Source organism: Brevundimonas sp. SL161, assembly GCF_049896985.1.
GTDB lineage: Bacteria > Pseudomonadota > Alphaproteobacteria > Caulobacterales > Caulobacteraceae > Brevundimonas.
Genome location: NZ_JAFCVJ010000028.1, coordinates 1 through 24,218 on the forward strand (window position 1 = coordinate 1; position 24,218 = coordinate 24,218).

Annotated in this window: 17 protein-coding genes and 4 pseudogenes; 7 read left to right on the top strand and 14 right to left on the bottom strand. The window is 63.9% G+C overall.

All coding sequences use genetic code 11. The features are described 5' to 3' along the window. Positions 1 to 117, top strand: a pseudogene (locus ACP7AU_RS14885) (IS5/IS1182 family transposase); the annotation flags it as partial. A gap of 245 nt (positions 118 to 362) precedes the next feature. Here ACP7AU_RS14885 and ACP7AU_RS14890 read toward each other — a convergent pair. The 4 genes from ACP7AU_RS14890 to ACP7AU_RS14905 form a co-directional block, all read right to left on the bottom strand. Beyond that, complete coding sequence (locus ACP7AU_RS14890) at positions 363 to 680, bottom strand: DUF6894 family protein (protein WP_426051910.1); 318 nt, start codon at positions 678 to 680, stop codon at positions 363 to 365. A 605-nt stretch (positions 681 to 1,285) separates the two neighbouring features. After that, the gene (locus tag ACP7AU_RS14895; protein WP_426051911.1) at positions 1,286 to 1,579 is read right to left on the bottom strand and encodes an HU family DNA-binding protein; all 294 of its coding nucleotides are present in this window, start codon (positions 1,577 to 1,579) and stop codon (positions 1,286 to 1,288) included. A 76-nt stretch (positions 1,580 to 1,655) separates the two neighbouring features. Beyond that, positions 1,656 to 4,217, bottom strand: coding sequence for an HWE histidine kinase domain-containing protein (locus ACP7AU_RS14900; protein ID WP_426051912.1), 2,562 nt, complete (start codon positions 4,215 to 4,217; stop codon positions 1,656 to 1,658). Then, positions 4,214 to 4,819, bottom strand: coding sequence for a biliverdin-producing heme oxygenase (locus ACP7AU_RS14905; RefSeq protein ID WP_426051913.1), 606 nt, complete (start codon positions 4,817 to 4,819; stop codon positions 4,214 to 4,216). The genes ACP7AU_RS14900 and ACP7AU_RS14905 overlap by 4 nt, the downstream gene beginning before the upstream one ends. A 238-nt stretch (positions 4,820 to 5,057) precedes the next feature. Here ACP7AU_RS14905 and ACP7AU_RS14910 point away from each other — a divergent pair. Together ACP7AU_RS14910 and ACP7AU_RS14915 are read left to right on the top strand one after the other, a co-directional pair. Next, positions 5,058 to 5,855, top strand: a pseudogene (locus ACP7AU_RS14910) (IS30 family transposase); the annotation flags it as partial. An 11-nt stretch (positions 5,856 to 5,866) separates the two neighbouring features. Beyond that, positions 5,867 to 6,350, top strand: a pseudogene (locus tag ACP7AU_RS14915) (integrase core domain-containing protein); the annotation flags it as partial. A gap of 419 nt (positions 6,351 to 6,769) precedes the next feature. Here ACP7AU_RS14915 and ACP7AU_RS14920 read toward each other — a convergent pair. From ACP7AU_RS14920 to ACP7AU_RS14930, 3 genes are all read right to left on the bottom strand, one after another. Next, on the bottom strand, positions 6,770 to 6,928 hold the full coding sequence (locus tag ACP7AU_RS14920; protein WP_426051914.1) for a hypothetical protein: 159 nt from the start codon (positions 6,926 to 6,928) through the stop codon (positions 6,770 to 6,772). 428 nt (positions 6,929 to 7,356) lie between these two features. Next, entirely contained in the window at positions 7,357 to 8,790 is a 1,434-nt protein-coding gene (locus ACP7AU_RS14925) for a tetratricopeptide repeat-containing sulfotransferase family protein (RefSeq protein ID WP_426051915.1), read from the bottom strand. Positions 8,791 to 8,952: 162 nt separating this feature from the next. Next, on the bottom strand, positions 8,953 to 12,078 hold the full coding sequence (locus tag ACP7AU_RS14930) for a TonB-dependent receptor (RefSeq protein ID WP_426051916.1): 3,126 nt from the start codon (positions 12,076 to 12,078) through the stop codon (positions 8,953 to 8,955). 1,433 nt (positions 12,079 to 13,511) lie between these two features. On the opposite strand from ACP7AU_RS14930, the pseudogene ACP7AU_RS14935 reads away from it, so the two are divergent. After that, a pseudogene (locus ACP7AU_RS14935) lies at positions 13,512 to 13,760 on the top strand (IS21 family transposase); the annotation flags it as partial. 231 nt (positions 13,761 to 13,991) lie between these two features. Here the strand turns inward: ACP7AU_RS14935 and ACP7AU_RS14940 are convergent. From ACP7AU_RS14940 to ACP7AU_RS14955, 4 genes are all read right to left on the bottom strand, one after another. Beyond that, on the bottom strand, positions 13,992 to 15,005 hold the full coding sequence (locus tag ACP7AU_RS14940) for a sensor histidine kinase (RefSeq protein WP_426039740.1): 1,014 nt from the start codon (positions 15,003 to 15,005) through the stop codon (positions 13,992 to 13,994). Positions 15,006 to 15,545: 540 nt separating this feature from the next. Continuing rightward, positions 15,546 to 16,592 carry an ABC transporter ATP-binding protein gene (locus ACP7AU_RS14945; protein WP_426051917.1) on the bottom strand — a complete coding sequence of 349 codons (1,047 nt, stop codon included), beginning with the start codon at positions 16,590 to 16,592 and terminating at the stop codon, positions 15,546 to 15,548. Next, positions 16,579 to 18,141 carry an ABC transporter permease gene (locus ACP7AU_RS14950; RefSeq protein ID WP_426051918.1) on the bottom strand — a complete coding sequence of 521 codons (1,563 nt, stop codon included), beginning with the start codon at positions 18,139 to 18,141 and terminating at the stop codon, positions 16,579 to 16,581. The genes ACP7AU_RS14945 and ACP7AU_RS14950 overlap by 14 nt, the downstream gene beginning before the upstream one ends. Positions 18,142 to 18,200: 59 nt before the next feature. Further along, positions 18,201 to 19,244 carry an extracellular solute-binding protein gene (locus tag ACP7AU_RS14955; RefSeq protein WP_426051919.1) on the bottom strand — a complete coding sequence of 348 codons (1,044 nt, stop codon included), beginning with the start codon at positions 19,242 to 19,244 and terminating at the stop codon, positions 18,201 to 18,203. 353 nt (positions 19,245 to 19,597) lie between these two features. On the opposite strand from ACP7AU_RS14955, the gene ACP7AU_RS14960 reads away from it, so the two are divergent. Both ACP7AU_RS14960 and mtnP read left to right on the top strand, forming a co-directional pair. Beyond that, on the top strand, positions 19,598 to 20,068 hold the full coding sequence (locus ACP7AU_RS14960; RefSeq protein ID WP_426051920.1) for a hypothetical protein: 471 nt from the start codon (positions 19,598 to 19,600) through the stop codon (positions 20,066 to 20,068). A 28-nt stretch (positions 20,069 to 20,096) separates the two neighbouring features. Further along, positions 20,097 to 20,969 carry an S-methyl-5'-thioadenosine phosphorylase gene (gene mtnP, locus ACP7AU_RS14965; RefSeq protein WP_426039732.1) on the top strand — a complete coding sequence of 291 codons (873 nt, stop codon included), beginning with the start codon at positions 20,097 to 20,099 and terminating at the stop codon, positions 20,967 to 20,969. Here the strand turns inward: mtnP and ACP7AU_RS14970 are convergent. From ACP7AU_RS14970 to ACP7AU_RS14980, 3 genes are read right to left on the bottom strand one after another with little or no spacing between them, the layout of a single operon-like run. Continuing rightward, the gene (locus ACP7AU_RS14970) at positions 20,956 to 21,549 is read right to left on the bottom strand and encodes a TIGR04282 family arsenosugar biosynthesis glycosyltransferase (RefSeq protein WP_426051921.1); all 594 of its coding nucleotides are present in this window, start codon (positions 21,547 to 21,549) and stop codon (positions 20,956 to 20,958) included. The genes mtnP and ACP7AU_RS14970 overlap by 14 nt on opposite strands. Continuing rightward, a complete protein-coding gene (locus ACP7AU_RS14975; protein WP_426051922.1) occupies positions 21,539 to 22,231 on the bottom strand; it encodes a TIGR04283 family arsenosugar biosynthesis glycosyltransferase in 693 nt (230 codons plus the stop codon). The genes ACP7AU_RS14970 and ACP7AU_RS14975 overlap by 11 nt, the downstream gene beginning before the upstream one ends. After that, positions 22,228 to 23,196: a radical SAM protein gene (locus tag ACP7AU_RS14980; RefSeq protein WP_426051923.1), complete on the bottom strand. Its 969-nt coding sequence runs from the start codon at positions 23,194 to 23,196 to the stop codon at positions 22,228 to 22,230. Before ACP7AU_RS14980 ends, ACP7AU_RS14975 begins: the two co-directional genes overlap by 4 nt. 162 nt (positions 23,197 to 23,358) lie before the next feature. On the opposite strand from ACP7AU_RS14980, the gene ACP7AU_RS14985 reads away from it, so the two are divergent. Beyond that, on the top strand, positions 23,359 to 24,174 hold the full coding sequence (locus tag ACP7AU_RS14985; protein WP_426039725.1) for a DUF1499 domain-containing protein: 816 nt from the start codon (positions 23,359 to 23,361) through the stop codon (positions 24,172 to 24,174). Positions 24,175 to 24,218 lie beyond the last annotated feature (44 nt).

Below are 24,218 nucleotides of genomic sequence, written 5' to 3' on the forward strand. Positions count from 1 at the left end.
CTCAAACACAGCCGACGACTGGCTACCCGATACGACAAGACCGCCGACAGCTTCCTCGGCTTCGTCGTCGTCGCATCCATCCGACTGTGGATCAGACACTTTGTCCACACCACCTAGGAAGCGAAATGAGCGATTACTCGCCGACCTTGAAGTGCGCCGACCTGCACAGCGGGGTTGACGATACCGCTTCACGTGTGAGGCTGGCCTAACCGGCGCTGTCCTGTGACTATTTCAAGAGCCTGGTTTCGGTAAGGGTGGCGACGTTGGGTGGCATTCCTACCCCCGGCAAAGCCGTCTTCGGCGACCAGAAATTCCTCGCTGCAAGGCGACCGTCCGCTCCCGATTCCGACCTGCGGGCCCCCTTAGGCCGTCTCTGCCGATACCGCGAGCCAGCCGATGACCAGTTTCGTTTCGTCGCGGATCACGATCTTAAACTGTTCGCCCGCCCATATGTGGGCGACTCGGACTAGGGATAGTTCAGAGGCTATTTCTGCGGCCATAACTTTGGCAGCTTGGTCGTCGGCGAGGATTTCGCCTTCGTCATCAGTGACCTGTTCGCGGTCTAACGTATCGAAGTAATATCGGGGCATTTTCCAACAATCGTCGAAGCTCAAAACTGTTCCTAAGTCTGCCGCCCGACAGAAGCTCATGAACGGCGTCGCCGCGTTCGCGAAACGCATTGTGAGCAGTCATCGCGACGGCGTGAGCAGGGTCCGGAATGTCGGCTTTTGGGCGACGGGTATAAGACCGCTACCGTGTCAATCGGCGTCTGAAAGGCCCATTTCGACGCCGATCGACGGCCCCTAGGCATGGCGTTGCGACCTCAGCCGCTGCTTGCACTAGCCGTTCGGCGCAACGTCGCCTTGGGGTCGAATTGCGACCTGGGCCCTTGGGCAAAAGGCGGACCTAGTTCGCCGACACAGCAGCGGACTTGGCCAAAATCAGCTTCGGTGACCGGACATGGAGCAGCGGCGACCGGAGGCCAAAAGACGTATTCGTCCGCGCGAGGTCTCAGTTTCCCGACCGACCTGGAACGGGGGCTGGATCGGTCGGCCGGGAAACAAGCCTAGGCTCTCGCTCGAGCTCAGCCATAGCGCAGCCGGGTATCCGTTGCTCCCCGTCCATCCAATGAAACTTGTCTTCTGCCAGGCCTGAGAGCTGGAAAGCCGAGCGTTTATCCCGCACCGTCATCACCGACGGCTCCTATGGGTCGGAAACGGTCAAAGACATCCGAGCCGAAAGCGGACAGGCTTTGAGAAAACAGCGCTAGGGAGGCGGATAGCCGTCAATCAGAGGTGACTGATCGGTTCAGACGCTCGTTGAGGCGCTTTCCCGCTCGAAAAGTTGTGCTCGTGGTGGCTGGCGCGGTGACCGCCTCCCCCGACCGTGGGCTCCTAGCCGCTCGCTCAGCAAGGACACGAGGCGTGAATATCCCAAAGCCTCGCAGTTCGATCCGCCTACCTTGACCTAGGGCGGTTTCGATGTTGCCCAAGATCGTCTCAACTACGCGCCGCGCCCCCTCCATGCCTAGATGCGGATATTCGGCGGCGAGACGGCCCATAAGCTGTGTTTTTCTCATCCACCCTTTAAAGCGGGACAGGGGCAATCTGCCAACGTTGTTTCCGAAGCGGACTTCCTACTGCACATTACCATGCCTAAGCGAGCACCCGTCTCGGGGCCGCCAAGACCATCGCCATCGCCCTGCGAATATGTTCACCGTCGTAGGGCTTTCTGACGATGGGCACCACTGCTTGACCGTCGGCGAAGCGCACATCGTCTCCGTAGCCAGAGGCGAATATGAAGGGCACGCCTCGCGCAGAAAGCCGCGCTGCGAGCTCCAGGCTCGTGTCCAGGCCGATGTTGATGTCGAGCATCGCTAGATCGATAGGTTCACGCGCAAAGATGGCGTCGGCCTCACGCAGGGTGGAGGCGGCCCAGACGGTTTTTGCTCCAAGATCGAAGAGGGTGTCCTCCGCTTCAAGGGCCACGATCATGTTGTCTTCGAGCAGCAGAACCGTTCTCCCAGCGAGAAGGGCCTCTCCGCCGGTCTGCGAGGCCACAATGACCTCTTCCGCCGGGGCTGGACCCGGAATGCTGTCCGACGACGCGAGGTATTCCCGTGGAATCACGAAGTCGGCTTCGAATCCCATCCGGAGATAGCGCACCTCAGCCTGACCCTGAAGGTTGAACGGCACCGTGCGCTCAATAATTACCGATCCAAAGCCTCGCCGCGTCGGAGCCACGACGATCGGCCCTCCGGTCTCCCGCCAGGCGATGTGCAGATCGCCCTCAGGTTCCAGATTCAGGTCCACCTTGACGTCGCCGCCGTCGGACAGGGCCCCGTATTTGCAGGAGTTGGTCACCAGCTCGTGGACGACCAGCGCCAAGGTCGAATAGGCCTGAGGCTGAAGTGCGATCGCAGGGCCCCGGACGATGAACCGCTCCGTCTTGTTCGGCACATAGGCGGTGACCTCATCACCGAACAGCGCCGTTAGTAGGGCCGGGCCCCAGTTGTGACGCGTGATCTGATCGTGCGCTCGCGCCAGGGCCTGAACCCGGCCGCCCAACGACTGAACATAGTCGGCGGTCTCGAGCCCCTCCGCCTGGGTCTGATTGATCAGGCCCCGGATTAGGGCGAGGATGTTGCGGACGCGGTGGTTCAACTCTGCGATCACAAGTTCCTGCTGCTCCAAGGTGCGCTTGCTCTCGCTCCCGACCTGCTCGGAAAAGCGCACGATGACTTCGATCAAGGCCGAGCGAACGCTTTCGGCGATGCGAACCTCGCTCTTGGTGAAGGGGTTCGCCCGGCCTTTCACCTGCTCGACGAAGGCGGCAAAACTCTTGCGCGGCGACATACGCAGAGCGCCGTCCTCTTCGACTATGGCCTTGGCCGGATCGCCGCCCCACTCGATCTGATGCAGCCGCTCGCGGCGGAACATCAGGATGTAGTCCCGTGGAGAGCGGGAGATCGGAATGGCGAGCATGCCGGCGGCGTCCGAAGGCGCGATCCCGATCGGGCCGATCCCATCAAGGCAGTCGGTGTGGAAAATGCGGTTAGGTGAGCCCGCGTCGAGGAAGCGCGCTAGTTCCCGGACCTGGTCGTAGGTCGGCGTGGACCCGCTGGAGGTGAGCCGTCCGTTCGAGCAAACCGTCACACCGTCGCTGTCGATAATCTCGCGCGTGACCTCTTGCAGCCAGTGGGCGTCTGAGAGCTTTGAACTGTCTCCAGCGATGGTGGTGATCATCTGGTCGGCCAGGTCGCGTGCCGTCTGGTCGGTGACCGAGGTCGCCTCCCGCAATCGATTTTCCAGCATCAGCGAATACATCTGGCCGAAAAGTTCAGTCGCGCTCCGCAGAACGAAGCCTGGCAAACGCGCTGCGTCGTGGTGACACGAGATGAGGCCCCAAAAACGCCCGGCGACGATGATCGAGATCGACATCGACGCCCCCACGCCCATGTTGTGCAGATATTCGATGTGGACCGGCGAAACGGCGCGGGTGAAGGCCAGCGTAAGGTCCAGCGGTTCTTTTGCCGCGCGCGGCAGGAGATCCACAGCGGCGGCCGCCACGTCGGGGATGATGCGAAAGGCGTTGCGCAGGTAGAGGGCGCGCGCTTGGACCGGGATGTCGGACGCAGGGAAATGCAGCCCGAGAAAGGGCGTCATTCCGGCCCTGAGCGCTTCGGCGATCACTTCGCCCACACCTTCGCCATCGAAGCGATAGATCATCACCCGATCAAAGCCCGTGATGGCCCGAACCTGGCGGGCCGCGTCGCGATGGAATGCTTCGATCGTCGTCTGCGAACTCAGGCGGCCGGACATGGAGCGGACCAGGGAGGCCGCATTCAGCTGGGTCTCCGCACCCGAAGGTTCCCCCTCGATGACCAGCAGGTCGCCCGCATAGTGGATCGCGACGTCGAATAGACAGCCATCGCTTGTCAGCCTGAGATCGTAGAGGCGCTCGCTGCCCGTCGCCGGATGCAGCATCGTCAGCCGATTGCGGATGTCGTGGAGTGCGTTCTTCGTCAGAAGGGCCGAAGCTGGAATGCCGATGGCGTCGGCGGCGGCTACACCGACGAACTGTTCCAGATTGGCGGACGCTCGCACGATGATCCAGTCTTCCGTCAGGGCGATCAGAAACCCGAACCCCTGTATGCGCTCCAACCGGGTGATGGGCTCGCGGTCGCAGATGCTCAGATCAGGGGGCGGGTTCGTCATGCCTGGCAGGTCTGCAATGGGCCGAACGCCTCGAAAGCGCGTTGTGCGGCGTGCACGATCTTGCCCTGAACGGCCTCGCCTCCTTCAGCCGCATAGGCCTCAAGCTCACTTAGAAAATCGCGCCAGACCAGGCTCGGAGTGAAATCCACATACTGCGTGGGCAGTCCCAGGCCGATGCGGGCACGCAGCACCCGAGTCCCCATTCGTGATCCCCGGAGAACATACGAAACGCCGAAGCCGTCGAGGCGCTCGGGGCTGGTGGTGACCTCTGCGTGTTCAAACCCGAGAATGCGCAGGTCCGCCCGGACGCGGTCCGCCATAGCTTGAATGTCCGAATGGTCCTCGCCGCGAACTTGCGACCGGAGAACCGCGAGGGCGTGGTCATGGCGCGCCAGGAACTGGCCGTATGCCTCGGAGCCTCGGAGGTCGAACAGCGACATCTCATCGTCGACGACGTCGTGAGCGCTTCTGGTCTCAGACCGAATGCGCTGGCGGAAGTTCTCGCCACCGGCGTCAATCACAATCGGGCCTGCGAGACCCATAAATGCTGGCTTGGCGTCGCAAGGGGCGTTGAGGTCGGTGACGACCATCGACGGCGGCATGCTGTGGGTGTCTTCCCCGCGCCGGTGCAGCGCGCTTGGGCCAGCCGTAGGCCAAACAATAGTTTATCCCAAGGCGATTCGTATGTGCCTGTAAAACGACTCTTTCATTCCGAACGCTTCCTGGAACGCTAGAAGGGCCACCTCCGCTTTCGATTCGATCGCCCACGTCCGCTTTCCACGGTGGGCTCAACCGGTGAACGCAACACGCTACCTTTCCTTGGGAGATGGAGCGTGGGTCATGAAGCAGCGGCGGCGGATCTACTATTCGACGGCTCAGCGGGCTGAGATTTGGGATCGCTGGAAGGCCGGCGAGTCGATGAGTTCGATCGGACGACGGTTCGATCGGTAGTCCTCGTCGGTGTTCTCGGTGCTTTCGCCGACGGGCGGTATCCGGCCGCCGGACCGCAAGCGGGCGGATCTGGCGCTCAGTCTGGGCGAGCGCGAGGAGATATCGCGAGGGCTCAGCACACGTTGCTCGATGCGCTGGATCGCCCGGTCGCTGGGTCGATCACCATCGACGATCAGCCGTGAGGTCCATCGCAACGGCGGGCCTGAGCGGTATCGGGCGACACGGTTTGATCAGGCGGCGTGGGACCGGGCACGGCGCCCCAAACGCTGCAAGCTGGCTTGCCGACCCGATCTGGCCCGGACAGTATCGGCCAAGCTGCGGCGGAACTGGTCGCCCGAGCAGATCGCCGGCTGGCTCAAGCGCACCTGGCCCGGGGAGCCGCACAATCAGGTGTCGCACGAAACCATCTATCGCAGCCTGTTCATCCAGACCCGAGGGGTGCTGAAGAAGGAACTTCTGGATCACCTCAGAGCCCGGCGGACCATCCGGCGTTCCCGGCATGCGAGCCTGAAGCGTCAAGGCCTCGGCCAGATCAAAGACGCCGTCTCCATCAGCGAACGGCCCGCCTGCGTCGAGGACCGCGCTGTCCCCGGCCATTGGGAAGGCGATCTGGTCAGTGGTTCGCGCAACAGCTACGTCGCCTCCCTGGTCGAGCGTCGCTCGCGCTACCTCATGCTGGTCAGGCTGCGACACTGGCCAACGACATATGGGCGATGGACTTCCTGCACGACCAGTTGTTCGACGGGCGCAAGATCCGCATCCTGGCGGTCATCGACCTGTTCAGTCGGTTCTCCCCGGCGCTTGATCCCCGCTTCTCCTACTGCGCCGGACGTCGTCGAAACGCTGGATCGGGCGGCTGCGGTCACCGGCTATCCTCGAACGATCCGGGTCGACAATGGGCCCGAGTTCGTCTCACGGGACCTGGATCTATGGGCGTTCCAGAATGGCGTCACCCTGGACTTCAGCCGGCCGGGCAAGCGGACAGACAACGCCTTCGCCGAGTCGTGCAGCGGCAAGGCCCGGGCCGAATGCCTGAACACGGCTTGGTTCCTGTCCCTCGACGACGCCCGGCGAAAATGCGAGGCTTGGCTTAGAGAATACAACGAAGAACGGCCCCACAGCTCGATCGGCGACAAGTGCCCGATCGAGCTCATGAACGGCGCCGGGCCACATGGCCCGTCCGGCGCCCAACCACCGAGACGTTCCGGCTCAGCCCGGTCCAACATCGGGGTCAAGGTCACGATCAACATCCACGATGAGACAAAAGCCCAGCATGATTATTCGACCTACGTCCGAGACTGACTTTCCCGCTATCCAAGCGCTACACCGTCACGTGGGCTGGCCCGAACGGTCCCTGGCCGGCTGGCGATGGCTGCACGACAACCCGGCGCGCGTCGGGACCGATACGCCCGCGGGATGGGTCATCGACGGCCCTGATGGTCGACCGGCCGCCCATGTCGGCAATCTGGTCCAACGGTTCTGGCTCGGCGACCAGCCGCTGCGCGGAGCGACGGGTTTCTCGATCATCGTGACCCCGGTGGTCCGCGGGGCCAGCCAGAAGTTCCTTCGCACCTTCATCCGCCAGCGGGCCTTTCGCCGTTTTAGCCGCCGACGACCGCTAACGCCCCGTCGGGCAACGGTCGCTGCAGCGCCTTCGCTTCGTTCCAGAGCGCGCGCATCCAGACGTCGCGCTCCTCCTCCGTCGTCAGCATAACTGGCATGGCCTTGGGGTATGGATCGGCGTCGCAGTTGGAGCCCATCGAACGAGCCTTAAGTGTGTGCATCGGCTTTCACCGCAGGACCCTACTGAAATCGAACTAACTCATCGAACTAACTCACTTTTGGGGACGATGCGGGGTCCCGAGAACGCCGATTAACTTGCGCGCAAACGTGCCTTTCTTGTGCTAGTTCAGCCACTTAAGGCTCGTTCGACGGGCTCAAACTGCGACGCCGATCCACAGGCTGAAACGGCGCAAACGGTGTTCTGCCCCCGAAATCGCGCCTTAGCGAGATCAATCGCGCAGCGTTTCGCAACGGTGCCCAGTTGGCCCACAAAGAACGATCACGACAGGCTCGCGGACTTTTTCAACAGCGCCGGTGGACAACGGACATCGGTTCGGCCGACTTCCAAAGCCTGACGCTTGGCCGGTCCTAGGCTGTAGGACCCCCTCGGCCCGGTCTGCTGCGGTCATCGAATAGTGCGGGCGTCGAAGAACGGTTTCAGGTGCCGCTCGTACCGACGCCACGCCTCGGCCGAGGTGGTATAGATGGGCCTGCGCACCTGGGCAAAGCTGGCGGTCGTCACGGCCCGGTCGGTCTGGTGGAACGCGTCGAGGCCCGGCTCGTGCGGCAGGCCGGCGTGGTCGATGATGCGGGCGATCCACGGTCCCGGATCACGCGTCAGCGCCTCGTAGGGGACAGTCAGGATCGCATCGCCTATCACCTCGCTCCAGTGCGCGTGCAAGCGGTCCTCGTCGTCGAAATATCGGGCGATCCGCTCCAGCGACCAGCTCCAGTCTACGCCCTGGGCGAACCAGGTCCGGAACGCCGACCAGGCCGTGGCCCCCGGCTCGCGCCTGAGCCAGATGAAACGCGCCCGGGGCAGGACGCGGTGGATGAGCCCCAGATAGCGACTGTGATTCAGGGTCTTGTCGACCACCCGTCCTTCCGGCCCGAAACGGTCGCCTAGCATACGCAGATAGGCCCGGCCGATGGCAGCGAACCCGTCGGGGCGAGCTGTAGCGAAGGCGTTGATCGCGGCGGGCGAGAACCCGCCGATGGGCATGGCGGCCGCACGGAACAGATTGAGCTCGCCTCCACCGGCCACCCCACTGTGATTGACCAGGATTTGTTCCACCAGCGTCGTGCCTGACCGGGGCAAGCCGAGGACGAAAATCGGCCGATCGCTGTCGATGCCCGCGGGCCAGCGCGTCAGGTCTTCGCTCGCGGAACCGGCGATGACCGCATCGACGAAGGCCGCAGAACCGGCGAGCTCGTCCGGGCGGGTCGCCGAGACCAGAGCGGCACCACGGGCATAGGCGTCGAAGGCGGCATCGATCGCCCCTAGGTCGTCTCGGGCCTTGGCCACGGCATAGTAGAGCACTGCCTGAGCCTCGGGCAGGGCGCTGCCGGCAGGGGGACAGCGTTCCAGCAGATCCGTCATGGCGTTCAGGTCGTCGTCTTCTTCCGCCTCGAACGTCCGGGCCCCGGCGAGCGCCAGCCAGCTGGGGGCCACGGCAAAGGGATCCGGCGAGGCGGCAATGGCGCGCCGGAAGTCGACGATCGCTCCTTCTGCATCGCCAAGCGTGGCCCGGCAACTGCCGAGAAAATGCCAGGCGGCCGGCTGGTTCGGGTGATCGGCCACGATGGCTAGGCCGAGATCGCGGGCCTCGGCACCGTCCCCATACTGGGCCACCATCGCCGCATGGTTCAGGCGAGCCGGCAGGTCGAGACGGTCCAGATTGGCAAGGTACCCAGCGGCCGCGATGGCCGTCGAGGTCCCGCCCAGGGTGAGAGCCAGCCGTGAGACGGGACCCCAGCTCGGGCCCAGCGGAGGGGCGTCCTCGACCAGCCGCGTCAATATCGCAGCCGCGCCGTCACCGTCGCCGGCCCTGGCGGCCATGAGCGCCGCCTCGATCCGCGCCCGCGGAGGCCGGTCATCCTTTGGGGTCATGGCTAGCGGGTAACAGTCGTTTCAGGGGCTCGCAAGGTCGTCCCGGTCGAGGCGAAGGGCGGCGGACCCGAAAATCCGCCGCCCCCTTTCATCGCATCAGCTCGTTCGAACCTAGAACGTCAGGTCGAAGCCCAGACGCACGAAGCGCGGTTGCTGGTAGCTGATCGCTTTCAGGTAGTTCGGGTCTGGCGTCAGTGCGCTGTCTTCACCGAACTCGTTGAGGTCGGTCTCGCCCTGCAAGTTCAAGACGTTGAAGATGTCGGCCCGCAGGACGAGATCGCCCGGGATGGCCGATTCCGGCACCGTGTAGCGAAGCGACAGATCGAACTGCTGGATCCAATCGCTGGTCCTCGCCGTGCCGCGCGGAACTGATAAACCCTGACAGAAGTTGGACGCCGCTCCATAGGCTTGAGCGAACACATCCGTCGGGTGGACGCCGAAGCAGCCGAACTTGCGCCCCGAGTTGATCGACAGGTTGCCGCCAACGAGCAAGTTGTCGGTCAGCTGGTACGAACCGAACAGCTTGATCGAATGCAGGCGGTGGTTCGGAAGCAGCCCTTCCGCGCCGTCCGTCAGACCCGGCTGGTCGAAGTCCTGAGTGATGCCCGCATCGGTCTGGCCGTTGTCGGACTTCACATAGCCTTCGGTGTTGCCTTCGCTTTTGGAGATCGTCCAGGAACCTTGCAGCGCCCAGATGCCGTCGAAGGCGCGTTCGAAGGTCAGGGCCAGCGAGGTGTATTCACGCTTGGCTTCCGGATAGTTCAGGTCTGCGGCCGAGAAGTTGACCGTGCGGCGGGTCGTTTCACCTGGCAGGGGGTCTAGGAGCAGGATCTCTGAAGCCGCGCCGGGGTTGACCAGCACGTACTGGTGGAAACCGGTGTAGATGTTACCGCAACCAACGATCCGTTCGCGATTGCAAAGCGCCAAAACGGCGGCGTCGATCGCCACGTCTTCGGCGTTGCGGATAAGGTCGCGGTAGGTGAACTCGGCACCCACCGTCCAAAGATCGCCAAGACGACGTTCGTAACCCAGACGCCACTCGTCGAGCGCTGTCGATTCCAGGTTTTTGGCTGCGAAAGACGAGCTGTCCTTGACCGTGCCGTCGCCCGTGACACGGCAACCCAGTGAGCCGACCGGAGCCGGGCCACCAGCTCCGGCGGGGCAAGCGACCGCGCCTCTCCAATTCACGATCTGGGCTCCCAGTTGCAGCGGGATACCGTCGGCGCTGTAGGGACGCTGCGCGAGGATAGCGGCGCCGTCCGCGTTCTCGGTGTTTCCCGTGAACGTACCCGGCGCGACTGGGGTATAGCCGTTCAACAGGTAGAACTGGCTGAAGAACAGTTCGTTGGCCGCACCCCGGAAGGCGGTGTTGGACGCGACCGGCAGATAGTAGCGGCCGTAGGAGCCATAGACGCGACTGCGGTTGTCGTTGCCCGGATCGAAGGTGAAGCCGAGGCGCGGACCGAGCTCTCCGTCGAAGCCGATGAACTCTTCGCCGGCCGCATTGTTGAGCGCGAACTTGTCCAGACGCACACCGAGGCTGAGCGTCAGTTGTTCGGTCGCATCCCAGGAATCCTGGATGTAGAAAGCTTCGTTCTCGCCGGTGAAGCTGCCACCCGAGCGGAATGTCGAGAACTCGACGTATTCCTGACCGGGACGCAGGTTGCCGCCGATGGCCTGAAGCGTGCCGGGAACGGCGCGACGATAAACCAGGTTGGCACCGAACTGGCCGGTGCGGAACGCCGATTTGTCCAGCTCGGTCTCTTCCAGCTCATAGCCGGCGCGGACGTGGTGATCGCCGAAGAAGGAGAAGTAGAAGTCAGCGTCTGCGCGGTAGAAGGTCCGGCTGGTTTGGGCGACGTTGACGGTCGCTGCGGGCTGGTTGGGGCTGGCCCGGAACAAAGGCCGCGGGTTGGTCCTGCGACCCGCGGCGCGTGCATCCTGGACGAACGGAATGTCAGTGCGTGCGGGGATGCCGTTGTCGCGGTCCTCGTTACGGCCGTAAGCGGCCGACAGGGTGAACCAGTCGGTAAACTGGCCTGTGTAGCGCAGCACATAGCTTTCGCCGCCGAGCTCATTGATCGTCGGCAGCTCGGGATAGGTGCCGGCCGCGTCCGTCGCCGGGTCGAAGGAGGTGGTGAAGTTCTCCGTCTCGCGGGTGGTGTCGAAATAGGTCAGCTCGACGCGGTGGTCGTCGGTAATGTAACCATCGACCTTGACGCCGTAGAACGGGTCGTCCTGCCGCTGGAGCGTCGCGGTGCGCCCCGTGATGCTGGCGTCGAAGTTCTCCGTTTCCTGGAACTGGGCCAGACCGAAGATGAACAGTCGATCGCGGATGATCGGCCCGCCGGCTTCGACGGTGAAGGAATAGTTGTCACGTTCGTCGAGCTCGTTCCGGGCCTGGTAAGTGTCGCGCGACTGGGTCCGCAGGGAGTCGGGCGAATAGTTGCCGCGCAGGGCGAAGGTGAAGTCGTTCGAACCGGACTTGGTCACCGCGTTGACGATACCGCCGGTGGCGCGCCCAAACTCGGCCGGATAGCCGCCAGTCTTGACCTCGACCGAACGATAAAAGTCGAACGGCACCGTCGAGGCACCGATATAGTTGTCGAAGTTGGTGATGTTCAGGCCGTTCACATAGAACGCGTTCTCGGCCACCGAAGACCCGCCGATTGCCGGCAGGTTGCCGAAGGTCGAATCGCCCTGGATAGTCGACGGTGCCAGCAGCACCACCGAGGTGATGTCGCGTCCCAGCGGCACGGTCTTGACCAGCTCTTCGAGGTTGACCACCAGGCCGGCGGTCGTCTCGTTGAAGGCCAGGGTCTGGCGCGCGGCGGTCACCACGATGTCGTCAAGGTTGGTCGCGCCATCAGCGCTCTCGGCATTCAGGCTGAACTCATAGCCGGACGCGCCACCCAGGCCGACGGCGGCGGACTGGGAGATCGGCGCGTAGCCGGGCGACGTGATCGTCACGGTGTAGGCGCCGATCGGGATCAGGGGCACGCGGAAACGGCCGGCCGTATCCGTGGTCAGCGACCGCGTCACGCCCTGTTCGTTGGAACGCACCGAGACGGCCGCCCCAGAGACGGGGCTGCCCGAGGCATCGCGAACAACGCCTTCAAGGGAGCCGGAGCTGAAGTCCTGGGCCACGGCCGTCGTCGGCATGGCTACGACAGCGGCCACCGGAACAGCGGCCATGGCGATTAGGGCAACGCCGCCCATCATTGTGGTGGTGAGCATTCGCTGGCGAATGGGCTGCTTCCTCAAAATCGTACTCCCGAACATTGGCCAAGCTTCAAGCTTCACCGTGGATGGATTCGCGACTGCCTGAGCCACGCGCGTCCGAGGACGCTACCCTCGGTCAACTTCGGACCGCCAATGAAATTACGAGTTTTTAATGGTTTTGTCTGGAGACCGTCGTATTTAGGTCGCAGTTTAAACAAACAGTCGTCATCGAACGTAGAAATGTAATAGCGATGACATATTACAAGCAGCTCGAATAAGGTGCCTGGATGTCAGGCGCTGTCGGGATTGTTGATCGGCGTCGAAATCGGGCCCCATCGAGACGCAGCCTAGTTAGTTGAACTCGCTATACAACAATACGTTGGCACGTGTGCTGACAGGCTTCTGTCGAAGCCCACGTCTCGCCCCGAAATATCAAGCTCATTCAATGTATTGTTTCATATCCGGTGAAGTCCCGTTTTCAACGCCGATCAACAGCCCAGGTCGCCATCCGACCCGTTGCAGACATTGAATAGGTCCGGTGACGGGCCATAAAAAAAGCACCCGGCCTTTCGACCGGGTGCTCCTTCCGTGAGTTCAGGTTAGTCTATGGGCAGCAGGGCATCATGCCGCCGCAGCAGGCTGCGATGGCATCGCAGCAAGAAGCCACAGCACTGATGACGATATCGGGCGAAGCCGCGAAGGCGGCGGTCCCGGAAGCCAGAAGCAGGAGACCTGCAATCGTCAAAGTTCTTTTCATAGTGAAATCCGTTTCGATAATTTGGAAAAAAGCTTTTGGATCGATCTGCGAAATTCATCGGGGTGGCGGGTCTTCTGCTTCAACCATGAGCGACCTCAGCGACGTATTACGGACCCGATAGTTTGCTCTGGAGGCGGGTTCAGGCCGAGCGAGCATAGGCAACTGGATGAGAAGTGCATGACACAAGACGGCACAATCTGTTGAACAGATTGGCTTGTCGGGCTCGCATGGCATTGCCGATGACATCACCATGCTTGGTGCCTCACTCGCGAGAGTGCTCGACGCCAGCGTGACCGTCGCCACGAACAGCATCGAAGAGAGCGCAAACGTCGCACTGATCAAGGCCAAAAGGCTACGCCGGAAACGAGTCATAGGGCCTGTATTCGTGGGAGAGGCTGGACGTTAGCTCCAATCCTCTTTCGCTCAAATCTCCCGGCAGGTTACATCGTGATGCCCGTGATGTCCGCTTTCCACCGATACTTTTGAAGCAGTCCGCAAGCCTCACGTGATCGGGCTTTTTTACCCGATCTGGCACCGTTACGAAAAACTAAGTGATTGATTTCGCAAGAGCGGGATGTGGATCGGCGTGGAAAAGGGACCCCGTTAGCGGGGTGATCGGCGTCGAATAAGGCCCCCTCATTCCTGATGTCTAACGATGGCTGCTTGGCGGATGTCAGGCGGCGAGTTCGGGATGTTGGTGTTGGAGACGGTGTTGAGGATCCGGCGCGAGTTTGCGTCCGGGAAGGCGATCAAGGCGATCGCGCGGGACCTTCGACTGTCGCGCAAGGTGGTGCGCAAGGCGATCCGGGAGCCGGATGCGGAGTTCGCCTATCGACGGGCGGTGCAGCCGTTGCCGAGGCTGGGGCCGTTCCAGGCCAGACTTGATGAGCTGCTGGAAGAGGACGAGGCGCGACCGCGGCGCGAGAAGCTGCGGATGACATCCGCCTCTGGCCGACTGCGACCGCTCCCTACGCCCCAAGCCCCGCAATCGGTGCGTCCGTCACTGCCATCCTGGACCTCACAAGGGGGTCCCTTTTGGACGCCGATTGACAAGAGCGGGATTTGGCGGCCAGCACGCGGTTTGCGTCGTTTCAACGGTCACCGGACTTTTTCAACAGTATCCACCCGTTGCCGCCATCCGGCGCCTGGGTGCTTGCTGGTCTGGGAACGCCTAAAGAGCCAACCGCGTAGCCTTGAGGCGAAGCGTCACGATGGCTCCTTCGCTGGGCCAGTCATACGCTATCGAGCCGCCGAACTGGTGGGTCATTATGCGGTTCAAGAGCTTGCTCCCGAAGCCGCTCGTGGACGTTGGGGCGACGCATGGAGGCCCGCCCCGTTCGGTCCAAACGATGACCGCCTCATCCTCATCGATCTGGCAGGCCACATCGAGAAGTCCAGTCGGCACCGAAAGCGCACCGTATTTGACAGAATTGGTCGCCAGTTCATGCAGCACCAACGCCAGGTTGGTCGCCGAGACTTCCCCAATTCCCATTCTGGGCACGGCAACCCGAACGCGCCCGCTGAACGCCCCCAGATCATCGTAGGGCGTCAGCAGGACCGAGAGCAGATCACCGAGAAGAGCTGCGTTCTCCGTCTGGCCCGGGACAGGTCGAACGAGATCATGCGCGCGTCCCAACGCGGCGAGCCGGTGCGTGAGATCGCTGACCATCTCTTCCTTGGTCTCGGTCGACCGCGACGTCATTGTCGTGAGCGCCCCGGCGATCGTGATGAGGTTCTTGACCCGATGGCTCATCTCGCCCGCCAACAACTCGTTGGCTTCCTCGGCCTGTTTACGGCCAGTGACGTCCAGAAAAATCCCGAACATTACCCGATTGAGAATGCCCTCATCATCGCCGCGTCCCCGAGCAGACACCCAGCGGACCTCCTCCTTGATCAGGATGCGGAAATCGATCTCGTAAGGGCCTACGATGCCCCGCGTCGCATTGAAGCCGGCTCTGACCCTATCCCGGTCAGCCGGATGGATGTGGGCGGACAGGTCTTCAAAGGTGACTTCGGTGGTCGTGGGCACGGCCCAAAGATCGTATCCTGACTGATCCATCGTAAGGCGATCCGTATCGACGTTCCACGACCAGAGGGCGACGCCAGCGGCTTCCACCCCCAGACGCAGGTGTTGATCATCCCACACCGGCCGGTCCGGAGCGTTCGCTGACTGCATCGTTTTCATGGATAGGTGCTCGCCCATAGCTGATGCGCCAGGCTAGAATCTAAACCGTAGTCGACGACCATCCGTTCCCGCAACTCGCCGATACGACAAATCCTGCGGCCAGCGAGAGCGCCCTGATGAACTTATGATCGCTCCCAGCTAAGGTTGTTGGTCAGCGTTGAAGGCGGGACCCCACTTTTGATATAAAATAACATATTGAATAAGCTTAATATTTCGAGGCGAGACCGGCTGCCTCTCGATGGGTCCGATTTCGACGCCAATCCACACCCAGACGAGCACCATGCTGGCCAGACGGGTCAGGCTAGCGCCAACTGGCACCCGCGAGGTTCGTGCGTCGAACATCCACAACGGGTCGGTAGCGGCTATCGAAGTCACGGCGGAAAGCCGACACGCCCGATGCCCTTGAGGGGTGGGAAGCTGACTTCCGCTGCCGAACCCATCAAGCTTCGGCTAGCGCCACTTCCGGACTTTCCCAACTTACCCAGAAGGCGACATTCAATCACCAAATCTACTCGAAACGTGCCGAGCAACCCGGACCGCTCATTGCCGGACGTTATCGCATGAGACGGGCAGCATCATGAGCCGTTCGGCATCCACCACCACACCGACCGCAGCCCCTACTGGAGGCGCTTGGCCTGTGAGATGTAGCGACAGCGTTTCGGAGCCGGTCCTTGCCCTGACGACGTTGAAGCCCCCGGCAAAGCTGACCGACACCACGCGGGCTCTTATACCATCCTGCGGTCCGGTCAGTTTGAGATCTGTCGGTCGGATTGCCATCCATGCCGACCCATCGGGCGCGCTGAATGCCTTCCGGCCCAGAACGGACGTTGCGACGCCCTCACTCACCCGAGCGACGACCAGATTGAGCGGACCAAGCAGCCGGGCCGCTGCGACCGAGGTTGGGTGAGCGTAAAGGTCTTGCGGCGTTCCGGTCTGGATGATGCGACCCGCGTCCATCAGGGCGAGGTCGTCGGCCATCATCATGGCGTCCTCGGCGTCGTGGGTGACGACGATGGCTGACGTGCGGCTGTCGCGCAGAGCCTGGACCAGGTCTTCGCGCACCTCGGCCCGCAGGAATCCGTCCAGGCTGGAGAAAGGCTCGTCCAGCAGGATGACGGCGGGATCGCGGGCCAGGGCACGGGCCAGGGCGACGCGCTGCTGTTCGCCGCCCGACAGGGCGTGGGGGAAGGCCTTGTGCCGGTCGGCCAGACGCAGGCGCTCCAGCAGGTTGGCGACGACGACGTCGCGGTCGGGGTGACCCTTCAGCCCGAAGCCGACGTTCTGGGCCACAGTCAGGTGCGGGAACAGGGCGAAGTCCTGGAACACCATGCCGACGCGGCGGGCCTCCGGCGGGGTCATGCGACCGGGTTTCGAGACGATCTGCCCGTCGATCGCGATCGTGCCGGCATCGACGGACTCAAGGCCGGCGATGGTTCTTAGAAGCGTGCTCTTGCCCGAGCCCGATGCGCCCAGCAGGCCCAGGATGCAGCCGCGCGACAGGGTCAGGTCGGCATGGTCGACCGCGATCTTGCGGCCATAGGCGCGGCTGATCCCCGTGACCGAGACGATGGCGTCAGGCGTGGCCATGCGGGTCTCCGGGGCGCGAGGCCGTGATCTTGCGTGTGAGCCAGATCACGGCGGGCAGGGTCAGGCCGACGATCATCAGACTGGGCCAACCCGCGTTGGGCAGGCGTTCGTCGCGCGCGTAGTTGTCGGCGATGACGGCCAGGGTGTCGACGTTGAAGGGTCTCAGGATCAGGGTCGCGGGCAGTTCCTTCACCACATCGATGAAGACGACCAGGGTGGCGGTCAGCAGGGCACCAGCCGCGATCGGGAGGCGAACGGACAGGGCGGCTCCGGTCTCGCCCCTGCCCAGAGTGCGGGCGGCGGCGACCATCGAGGGAGTGACACGGGTCAGACCGGCCTCGACCGGTTCCAGCGCCGCCGCCATCAGCCGCGCGGCATAGGCGTAGATCAGCAACATCAGCCCGGCGCCCAAACCCGACACCGCGCCGGGAACGTTCTGCCAGAGGATGGAGGCCGGGGCGAGCAGGCCGATGGCCATGACCGCCCCGGGCGTCGCGTAGCCCAGGCTGCTGATCCGGGCGGTGACCGGCATCCGCTCGGCGCTGAGGGCCAGACAGGTCGCCAGCGCGACCGTGGCGATGGCTCCGCCGAGGCCCAGACCGAGGCTGTGGCCGGCGGCGAGGGTCAGACGGCTCCAGTCCGGGGCGATGTCGATGGCGTTGAAGGCCAGCCATCCGACGGGCAGGAACAGCCCCAGCGTCAACAGGCCGGCGCAAAAAACTAAGGCCAGCACGCCGCGCCCGGTGCTTAGCGGCGCGGGCTCGATGGGACGCCAGCGGGCGCGCCCAGCTTCATCGACGCGGCCCCGGCGACTGAGGCGCTCGATCCACAGCAGGACGGCGGCGGCCGCCAGCAGCGGCAGGGCCAGCCGGGCCGCGGCCTCCAGCGAGCCATAGACGAACCAAGACCGCACCACGCCGGTGGTCAGGGTCTGGACGCTGAGGAACTGGACCGCGCCGAAATCGGCCAAGGTCTCCATCACCGCCAGGGCGACGCCGGCGGCCAGGGCCGGGCGCAGCAGTGGAAAGCCGACGCGGAACAGCGCCTGGATCGGGGTACAGCCGAGACTGCGCGCCGCCTCCATCGCCTGGCTGGACTGGTTCACCAAGGCGGCGCGTACGGTCAGATAGACGTAAGGATAGAAGGCCAGCGACAGCACGAAGGCCGCGCCCGGCAGGCTGCGCATCTGGGGGCCCCAGTCGATGCCGGGTACTGCCCGCATCCAGGTTCGCAGGTCTCCCGCCACATCGAACAGATCGGCATAGGCATAGGCGACGGCAAAGGCGGGGGCTGCCAACGGCAGGGCCAGAGCCCAGGCAAACACCGTCCGGCCGGGGAACCGGTGCATGACGACCAGCCAGGCCGAGACCGACCCCATCACTGCGGTGGCCACGGCGACCATGACGGCCAGGGCCACCGAGGTCAGTGCATACCGGACCAAGTCGGAGGCGGCGATGTCGGCACCGCCATCCCCGAACGCTGCAGCGATCACCCCGATCAACGGGGCGACGGCGACGCCAGCGGCCAGCCAGGCCAGCAGCCTCAGCATCGTGAGCCCGCCAACGCGAGGAGCGCGCCGGTCAGGGGGCGTGGAAAGCGCCTCGGAGGCTATCGCCAGCCCGCCGCGCTCATCAGGCTCTGTGCCTCGGCCTGACGCGGACCATATGTCGCGACCGACATCGGATGGGCCGTGAAGTCGGCATATGCATCGGTCGGGGCGGGGGCGGGAACGTTCGGGCTGGCCGGATACTCGTTGTTGCCCGCCGAGACCATCGTCTGGGCCTCAGGCGAAGCGAGGAATTCAAGCAAGCGGACGGCGTTGTCCCGGTTCGGCGCATTGGCGGCGACGCCTCCGCCCGAGATATTGACGTGCGCCCCCTGCCCATCCAACGACGGGAAGGCCAGCTTGACCTTCTCGGTCACCGCGCGATCGGCGGCATCCTCGCCGTTGGCCAGGCGGATATAGTAGTAGCTGTTGGTCAGGGCAATTTCGCAGACCCCGGCGTTGACGGCGCGGATCTGGTCGCGATCGCCGCCTTCGGGCCGGCGGGCCATGTTGGCGACGACGCCACGGGCCCATTCGCCGGTCTTCTCGGGGCCCCAGGCCTCGATCAGCGCTCCGACCAGCGACAGGTTGTAAACGCTGTCGGCCGAGCGCACGCACAGCTGCCCCCGGAACCGGGGCGAGGCGATCTCCTCATAGGTGTCGATGTCGGCCGGCTGAACCTTGTTGGAGTCGTAGGCGACGATCCGGGCGCGGCGGTTCAGGCCGAACCAGCGTCCCTCCGGGTCGCGCAGATTGGCGGGGATTGCGGCGTTCAGCTCCTCGGACGTCGTAGCCTGCAGCAGGTCGGCGCTCTGGGCCCGCCACAGGGCACCGGCGTCGGCGGCGACGAACAGGTCGGCGGGGCTGGCCGAACCCTCGCTGGTCATCCGGGCGATCAGCTGATCGGCATTGCCCTCAATGACGTTGACGCGGATGCCGGTCTCTTCGGTAAAACGCTCGTAGAGGGCGTCGTCGGTGTCGTAGTGGCGTGCGGTGTAGAGATTGACCACACCCGCATCGGTCCCCGCGGCGGGGCGGGCACCATCTTGGCCACAGGCGGCGAGCAGTGCAGCAACTGCAACGCAGATAATGAGGTTGGTTCGCATGTGCATATCGACCGTTTCGGTTCGATTGATCGACAGGTCAAGCGCAAACGCAGTGCGACAGAAGTCCTGCGCGAGCCCCAACCGGGCATCGGATCAGGTCAAAGCCTGGAAGCAGACACTCCCAACCGCTCTTTTGAGTCAGGAGCGGCGGTTGGCAAGGAACGTCTGACGAGCGCCACAAGCGGATTCTAACATTCGGCGACAACACGCCGCTTTAGCCCGAGACAACGCAGTACCGCTGCCGGCCTTCGAGACTGAAAATGCCTCAGAACCGGATGTGGCTGTAACCAGCGCGCCATGTCCGCGAATGGGGTTGCTCCGGCGTCGAGCCCTATCCACTTCTGGAAGATGTCATGACCATCCAAATGCACGTTGAAACTTCAAGCCGGTCTCGTTTGAAGGCCGGCGCCCTGGCTGGCCTCATCGCTGGTGGTGCTTTCATGATGATGGAGATGGTGCTGGTGGCCCTGTCCGGCGCCAGTTTTTGGGGGCCGCCCCGGATGATCGCCGCCATCGTCATGGGCGAGGGCGTGTTGCCGCCTCCGGCCACCTTCGACCTGATGGTGCTTATGGCCGCCATGGCCGTCCACTTCATGCCGTCGATCGTCATCGGCGTGGCCTTCGCCCTGATCGCCAGTCGCTTTGGCTGGCTGATGGCCGTGATTGTTGGGGCCGCCGTCGGACTGGGCCTCTACGTCGTCAACTTCTACGGCATGACCTCAGTCTTCCCTTGGTTCGCTATGGCGCGGAACACCATCTCGATCGTTTCGCACATCGCATTCGGCCTGATGCTTGGTCTGTCCTACAAGGCCTTGGCGAAGTAATTTGACGCCGGATCGGGAGACAAACGGAATGAAGGACTGGGTGATCGGCGTGATGGGCGGGTCGGGGCTTTACGACCTCGACGGCCTGACAAACCGCAAGACTCTGACGGTGGAATCGCCGTGGGGCGCGCCTTCCGACGACCTGGTGATGGGAGAGCTGGACGGGGTACGTATGGTCTTCCTGCCTCGCCATGGACAGGGCCATCGCATTACCCCCGGGGCGATCAACGCCCGCGCCAATATCGACGTGTTGAAACGGGCCGGCTGCACGGATTTGATCTCGGTTTCTGCTGTGGGATCATTGCGCGAGGATCTGCCGCCCGGCACTTTTGTCGTGGTGGACCAGTTCATCGACAGGTCAGTTGCGCGGCCGTCCTCGTTCTTTGGTCCAGGCCTCGTTGCCCATGTCTCGATGGCCGATCCTGTCTGTCCAGTCATGTCGAGCGCAGCCTCCACTGCGGCGCGGGCGGCCGGAGCGACGACCGTGGAGGGCGGGACCTATGTCGCCATCGAGGGTCCGCAGTTCTCGACCCGGGCGGAGAGCGAGCTGTACCGGAGCTGGGGCTGTTCGGTCATCGGCATGACGGCCATGCCGGAGGCTCGTCTGGCGCGCGAAGCAGAGCTGCCCTACGCGAACGTCTGCATGGTCACCGATTATGACTGCTGGCGCGCGGAAACCGCCCATGTCGAGGTGACGGACGTCTTGGCGACGATGCGGGCCAATGCGGACATGGCCCGGCGGATGCTGGGCGAGTTGGTCCGCGCCCTGCCCAAGTCACGCCCTGCCTCCCCCATCGACAGCGGACTGGACCGGGCGGTGGTGACCGATCCCGCCGTCCGCGACCCGGCCTTGATGCGCAAGCTTTCGGGGATCTGCCCGAGACTGTTCAGCGCCGGCTGAGGTAACGTCGAAGCGACGGGCCGTCGTCCACGTCTTCCTGCGTCCGCAACAGGGCAATGGTTCGGCCGTCCATTGCCGCCATCGTGTCGGCCAAAGCGTGTTCAGTCGACCAGCGCACACCGTCGAAGGGCAGGTGCTGGCGAAGCCGACGGTGCAGGCCGATCAGCCAATATCCGCCGTCGCGCGCTGGCCCGAAAACTGCGTCGTGCCGACCGAGGGCGGAAAAGGCGTCGGCGACGTCCCGCCGGGTCACGGTCGGGGTGTCTGCTCCAAGGATGACCAGTGGCCCCGGTGGCAGCGCACGAACGACGCGGCTCAAGCGCTCGCCGAGATCGCCCGCCCCCTGAGCAACCACCCGCGCCGGCGCGGCCCAGCCGGTGGGTCGATCGGGCGAGACGGCGATCCACAGGGTCCAGCGCGGGTCAGATCCCAGGGTGCGCCTTAGGCGACCCAGCGACGCGCGCGCGAACCGCAGCGCCTCGAGATTGCCGACGTCGGCGGCAAGACGGCGCTTGCCCACGCCGTAGCGGGGCTGGCGCGCGAAAAGGACCAGATGCTGCTGGGTGGGATCAGCGCGCATAGAACTCAGCAATCCGGTCGGGGGCGACGCCGATGAAATACAGCGTCAGACAGCCCAGATTGCGAGCGGTCTGACGCATCCAGCCGCGACGCCGCCAGCGCTCGGCCGAGGTCAGGGCTGCACCGTCGAGTAGACAAAGCCGTCGTCGTCCCAGCCGGAGGATCAGATCGACATCCTCCATCAGCGGCAGGGCGGCAAAGCCTCCCACCTCGGCATAGAGGTCACGATGGATCAAAAGGCCCTGATCTCCGTAGGGCAAAGCGAGAAAGGCGACCCGGAGGCGGACGCAGAGCTCCAGCACACGCGCCTGCCAGGCCGGGTCGTCGAGTGTGAGGCGGAACACAGCAGCGCAGTCAGCTGCTTTTGGTCGGTCGATAAAGGAGGCAGTCGCTGCCCATGCGGCGTCATCCAGAACGGTATCGGCGTGCAGAAACAGGAGCCATTGCGCCCTGGACGCTTGGGCCCCGAGAACGAGTTGCGCGCCACGCCCCGGGGCCGACAACAGGACGTGAGCCCCCTCGCCGGCGGCAACGACTTCGGAGCCGTCAGTCGATCCTCCATCGACGACGATGACCTGATGCACCGCCGGCAGAGCCTTGAGGGTCTGGACCAGACGATCGCCACCATTGAGAACCGGGATAACGACATCGAGGTCGTCTAGTGATGGCACAGGCGGCGTCATCCGGCGCTGCAGCTTGCGCCCCCGAGCACGCAGAACTGGGCGCAGAAGGGATGGTTGAGCTGTACCTGGCCTGAGGCTTCGCGAAGCGTCCGACCCATCTCGAATTGAGGATCGTAGGGGGTAAGTGTGCAGGCCACGACGGCGGCTTCTGCAGCGCCTTTGCGGCGCACGACCATGCGGCTTGTGGCGCACATCATCTGTTCGGGGGCCCGGTTCAGGATACCCCAGCAGGCTTCTGTGATTTCCGGCACGGCCCGATCTGGTTCCATCTCGGGAAATAGCACCAGGGCTGCCGGGTCCGCCGCGTCGATCGCCAGCCCGCGCGACCGGAACAGGTCCGCATAGGCGACCCGCGCGTCTGCCTCGCCCTCAGAGGCCAAACGGCGACCGGCGACCGCAATCCGCAGGTCGCGTGCTCCAAGCCAGTCCAGGCCCTCCCACGCCTTGTCCCATGCCCCGGAACCGCGCTCGGCATCGTGGACGACCTCGGTGTGGTGATCGAGGCTGACGCGAAACGTCAGACGATCGCGATGAAGGACTGCGAGATCGGCCAGCCGGTCGCCCCAACGCAGCATCGGCCGCATGGCGTTGGTGAGAACGAGAGCTTCATGTCCCGCATCGAGAGACGTCTGCAGCATCGTCAGGATGCCGGGATTCATGAATGGCTCGCCGCCCGTGAAGCCGATCTCGCGGGTGGGCAGGCCGTGGTCGGCGATTTCGGCCAGATACTGGGCCACGTCCTCGACAGTCAGATAGGTCAGAGCGTCATTGGTCGGCGAACTCTCGATATAGCAGTTGGCGCAGGCGATGTTGCAGAGCGTCCCGGTGTTGAACCACAGGGTCTCCAGCCGCGTCTGGGCGACAGCGGCGCGTGACGCCCCATCAGCCGTGACGAAAGGATCGACGAACAGACCGGGACGGGCGATCTCACGGTGAGTGGCGAAAGGCGATGCGGTCGTCGTCATGGAGATCCTTGTGACAGTCCGCAGCCGTGCGTCACAGGGCCGGTCCAGGAATTCCCAGTCTTATTCGTAGGAGAACGCCAAACGGTTTCATCTCCCCTCCTGCCCGAACACTGGCGCGCCGGCCGGTAACGTGGTCCGTTCCAAGGGCACAGGGAGATCGTGATGGCCGGAAGATCGAAACTCGCAGGCCTTGCCCTGATCCTCTCGCTGCTGCTCCCGGTATGGTTCATGGCGGCTGCGCTGGGCGTGAAGTTCGGACTCTGGTCTTGGCGGCTCGGCCTGGGGGTACTGATCGTGCAGTGGGGGCCGCGTCTGCTGATCGCGGCTGGCGTGATCGCGTTGATCGCCTTGTTCGCCGTTCTGATCCGCAAGCCCCGGCGCGGCTGGCAGGCCGCTGCGATCGCCCTGCTCATTCCGGTCCTGGGTTTAGGCTATATGGTCTGGGTCAGGTCGCAATCGGCCGATATCCCGCCGATCCACGACGTCGCGACCGATATCGCCGACCCGCCCACTCCAAGCGCTCGCCTGCTCGCGCTTCGCATGGCGGAGGATGCCAATCCCGTCCTGGACATGACCGCCCCCCTCAGCGCCGCGGAGGCCTATCGGTCACCGAGATTTGCGTCCTTCGGCCAGCAGAGCCTGGGTCAGGTCGGGCATGAGGCCTATCCGACGTTGCGGACACTGGATGTCGACGTCGCGCCGCCTGCAGCCTTTGCCACCGTCCGAGAGGCCGCACAGTCCATGGGTTGGACGCTGGGAACAGAGGACGAACGCAGCGGAATGATCGAAGCCACCGCCGAGACCTTCTGGTTCGGCTTCAAGGATGACATCATCATCCGGGTGCGGCCGGCAACCACGGGCACCGGATCACAGATCGATGTGCGTTCGATCTCGCGCGTCGGACTAGGCGATCTCGGTGCCAACGCCAAACGGATCGAGCGTTATCTCTCTCAGGTCTCGGCCGAACTGGGCCGCTGAGCGCCCGGCAGGGTCTTCGATGTGTAACCTCTGACCGATCCCCG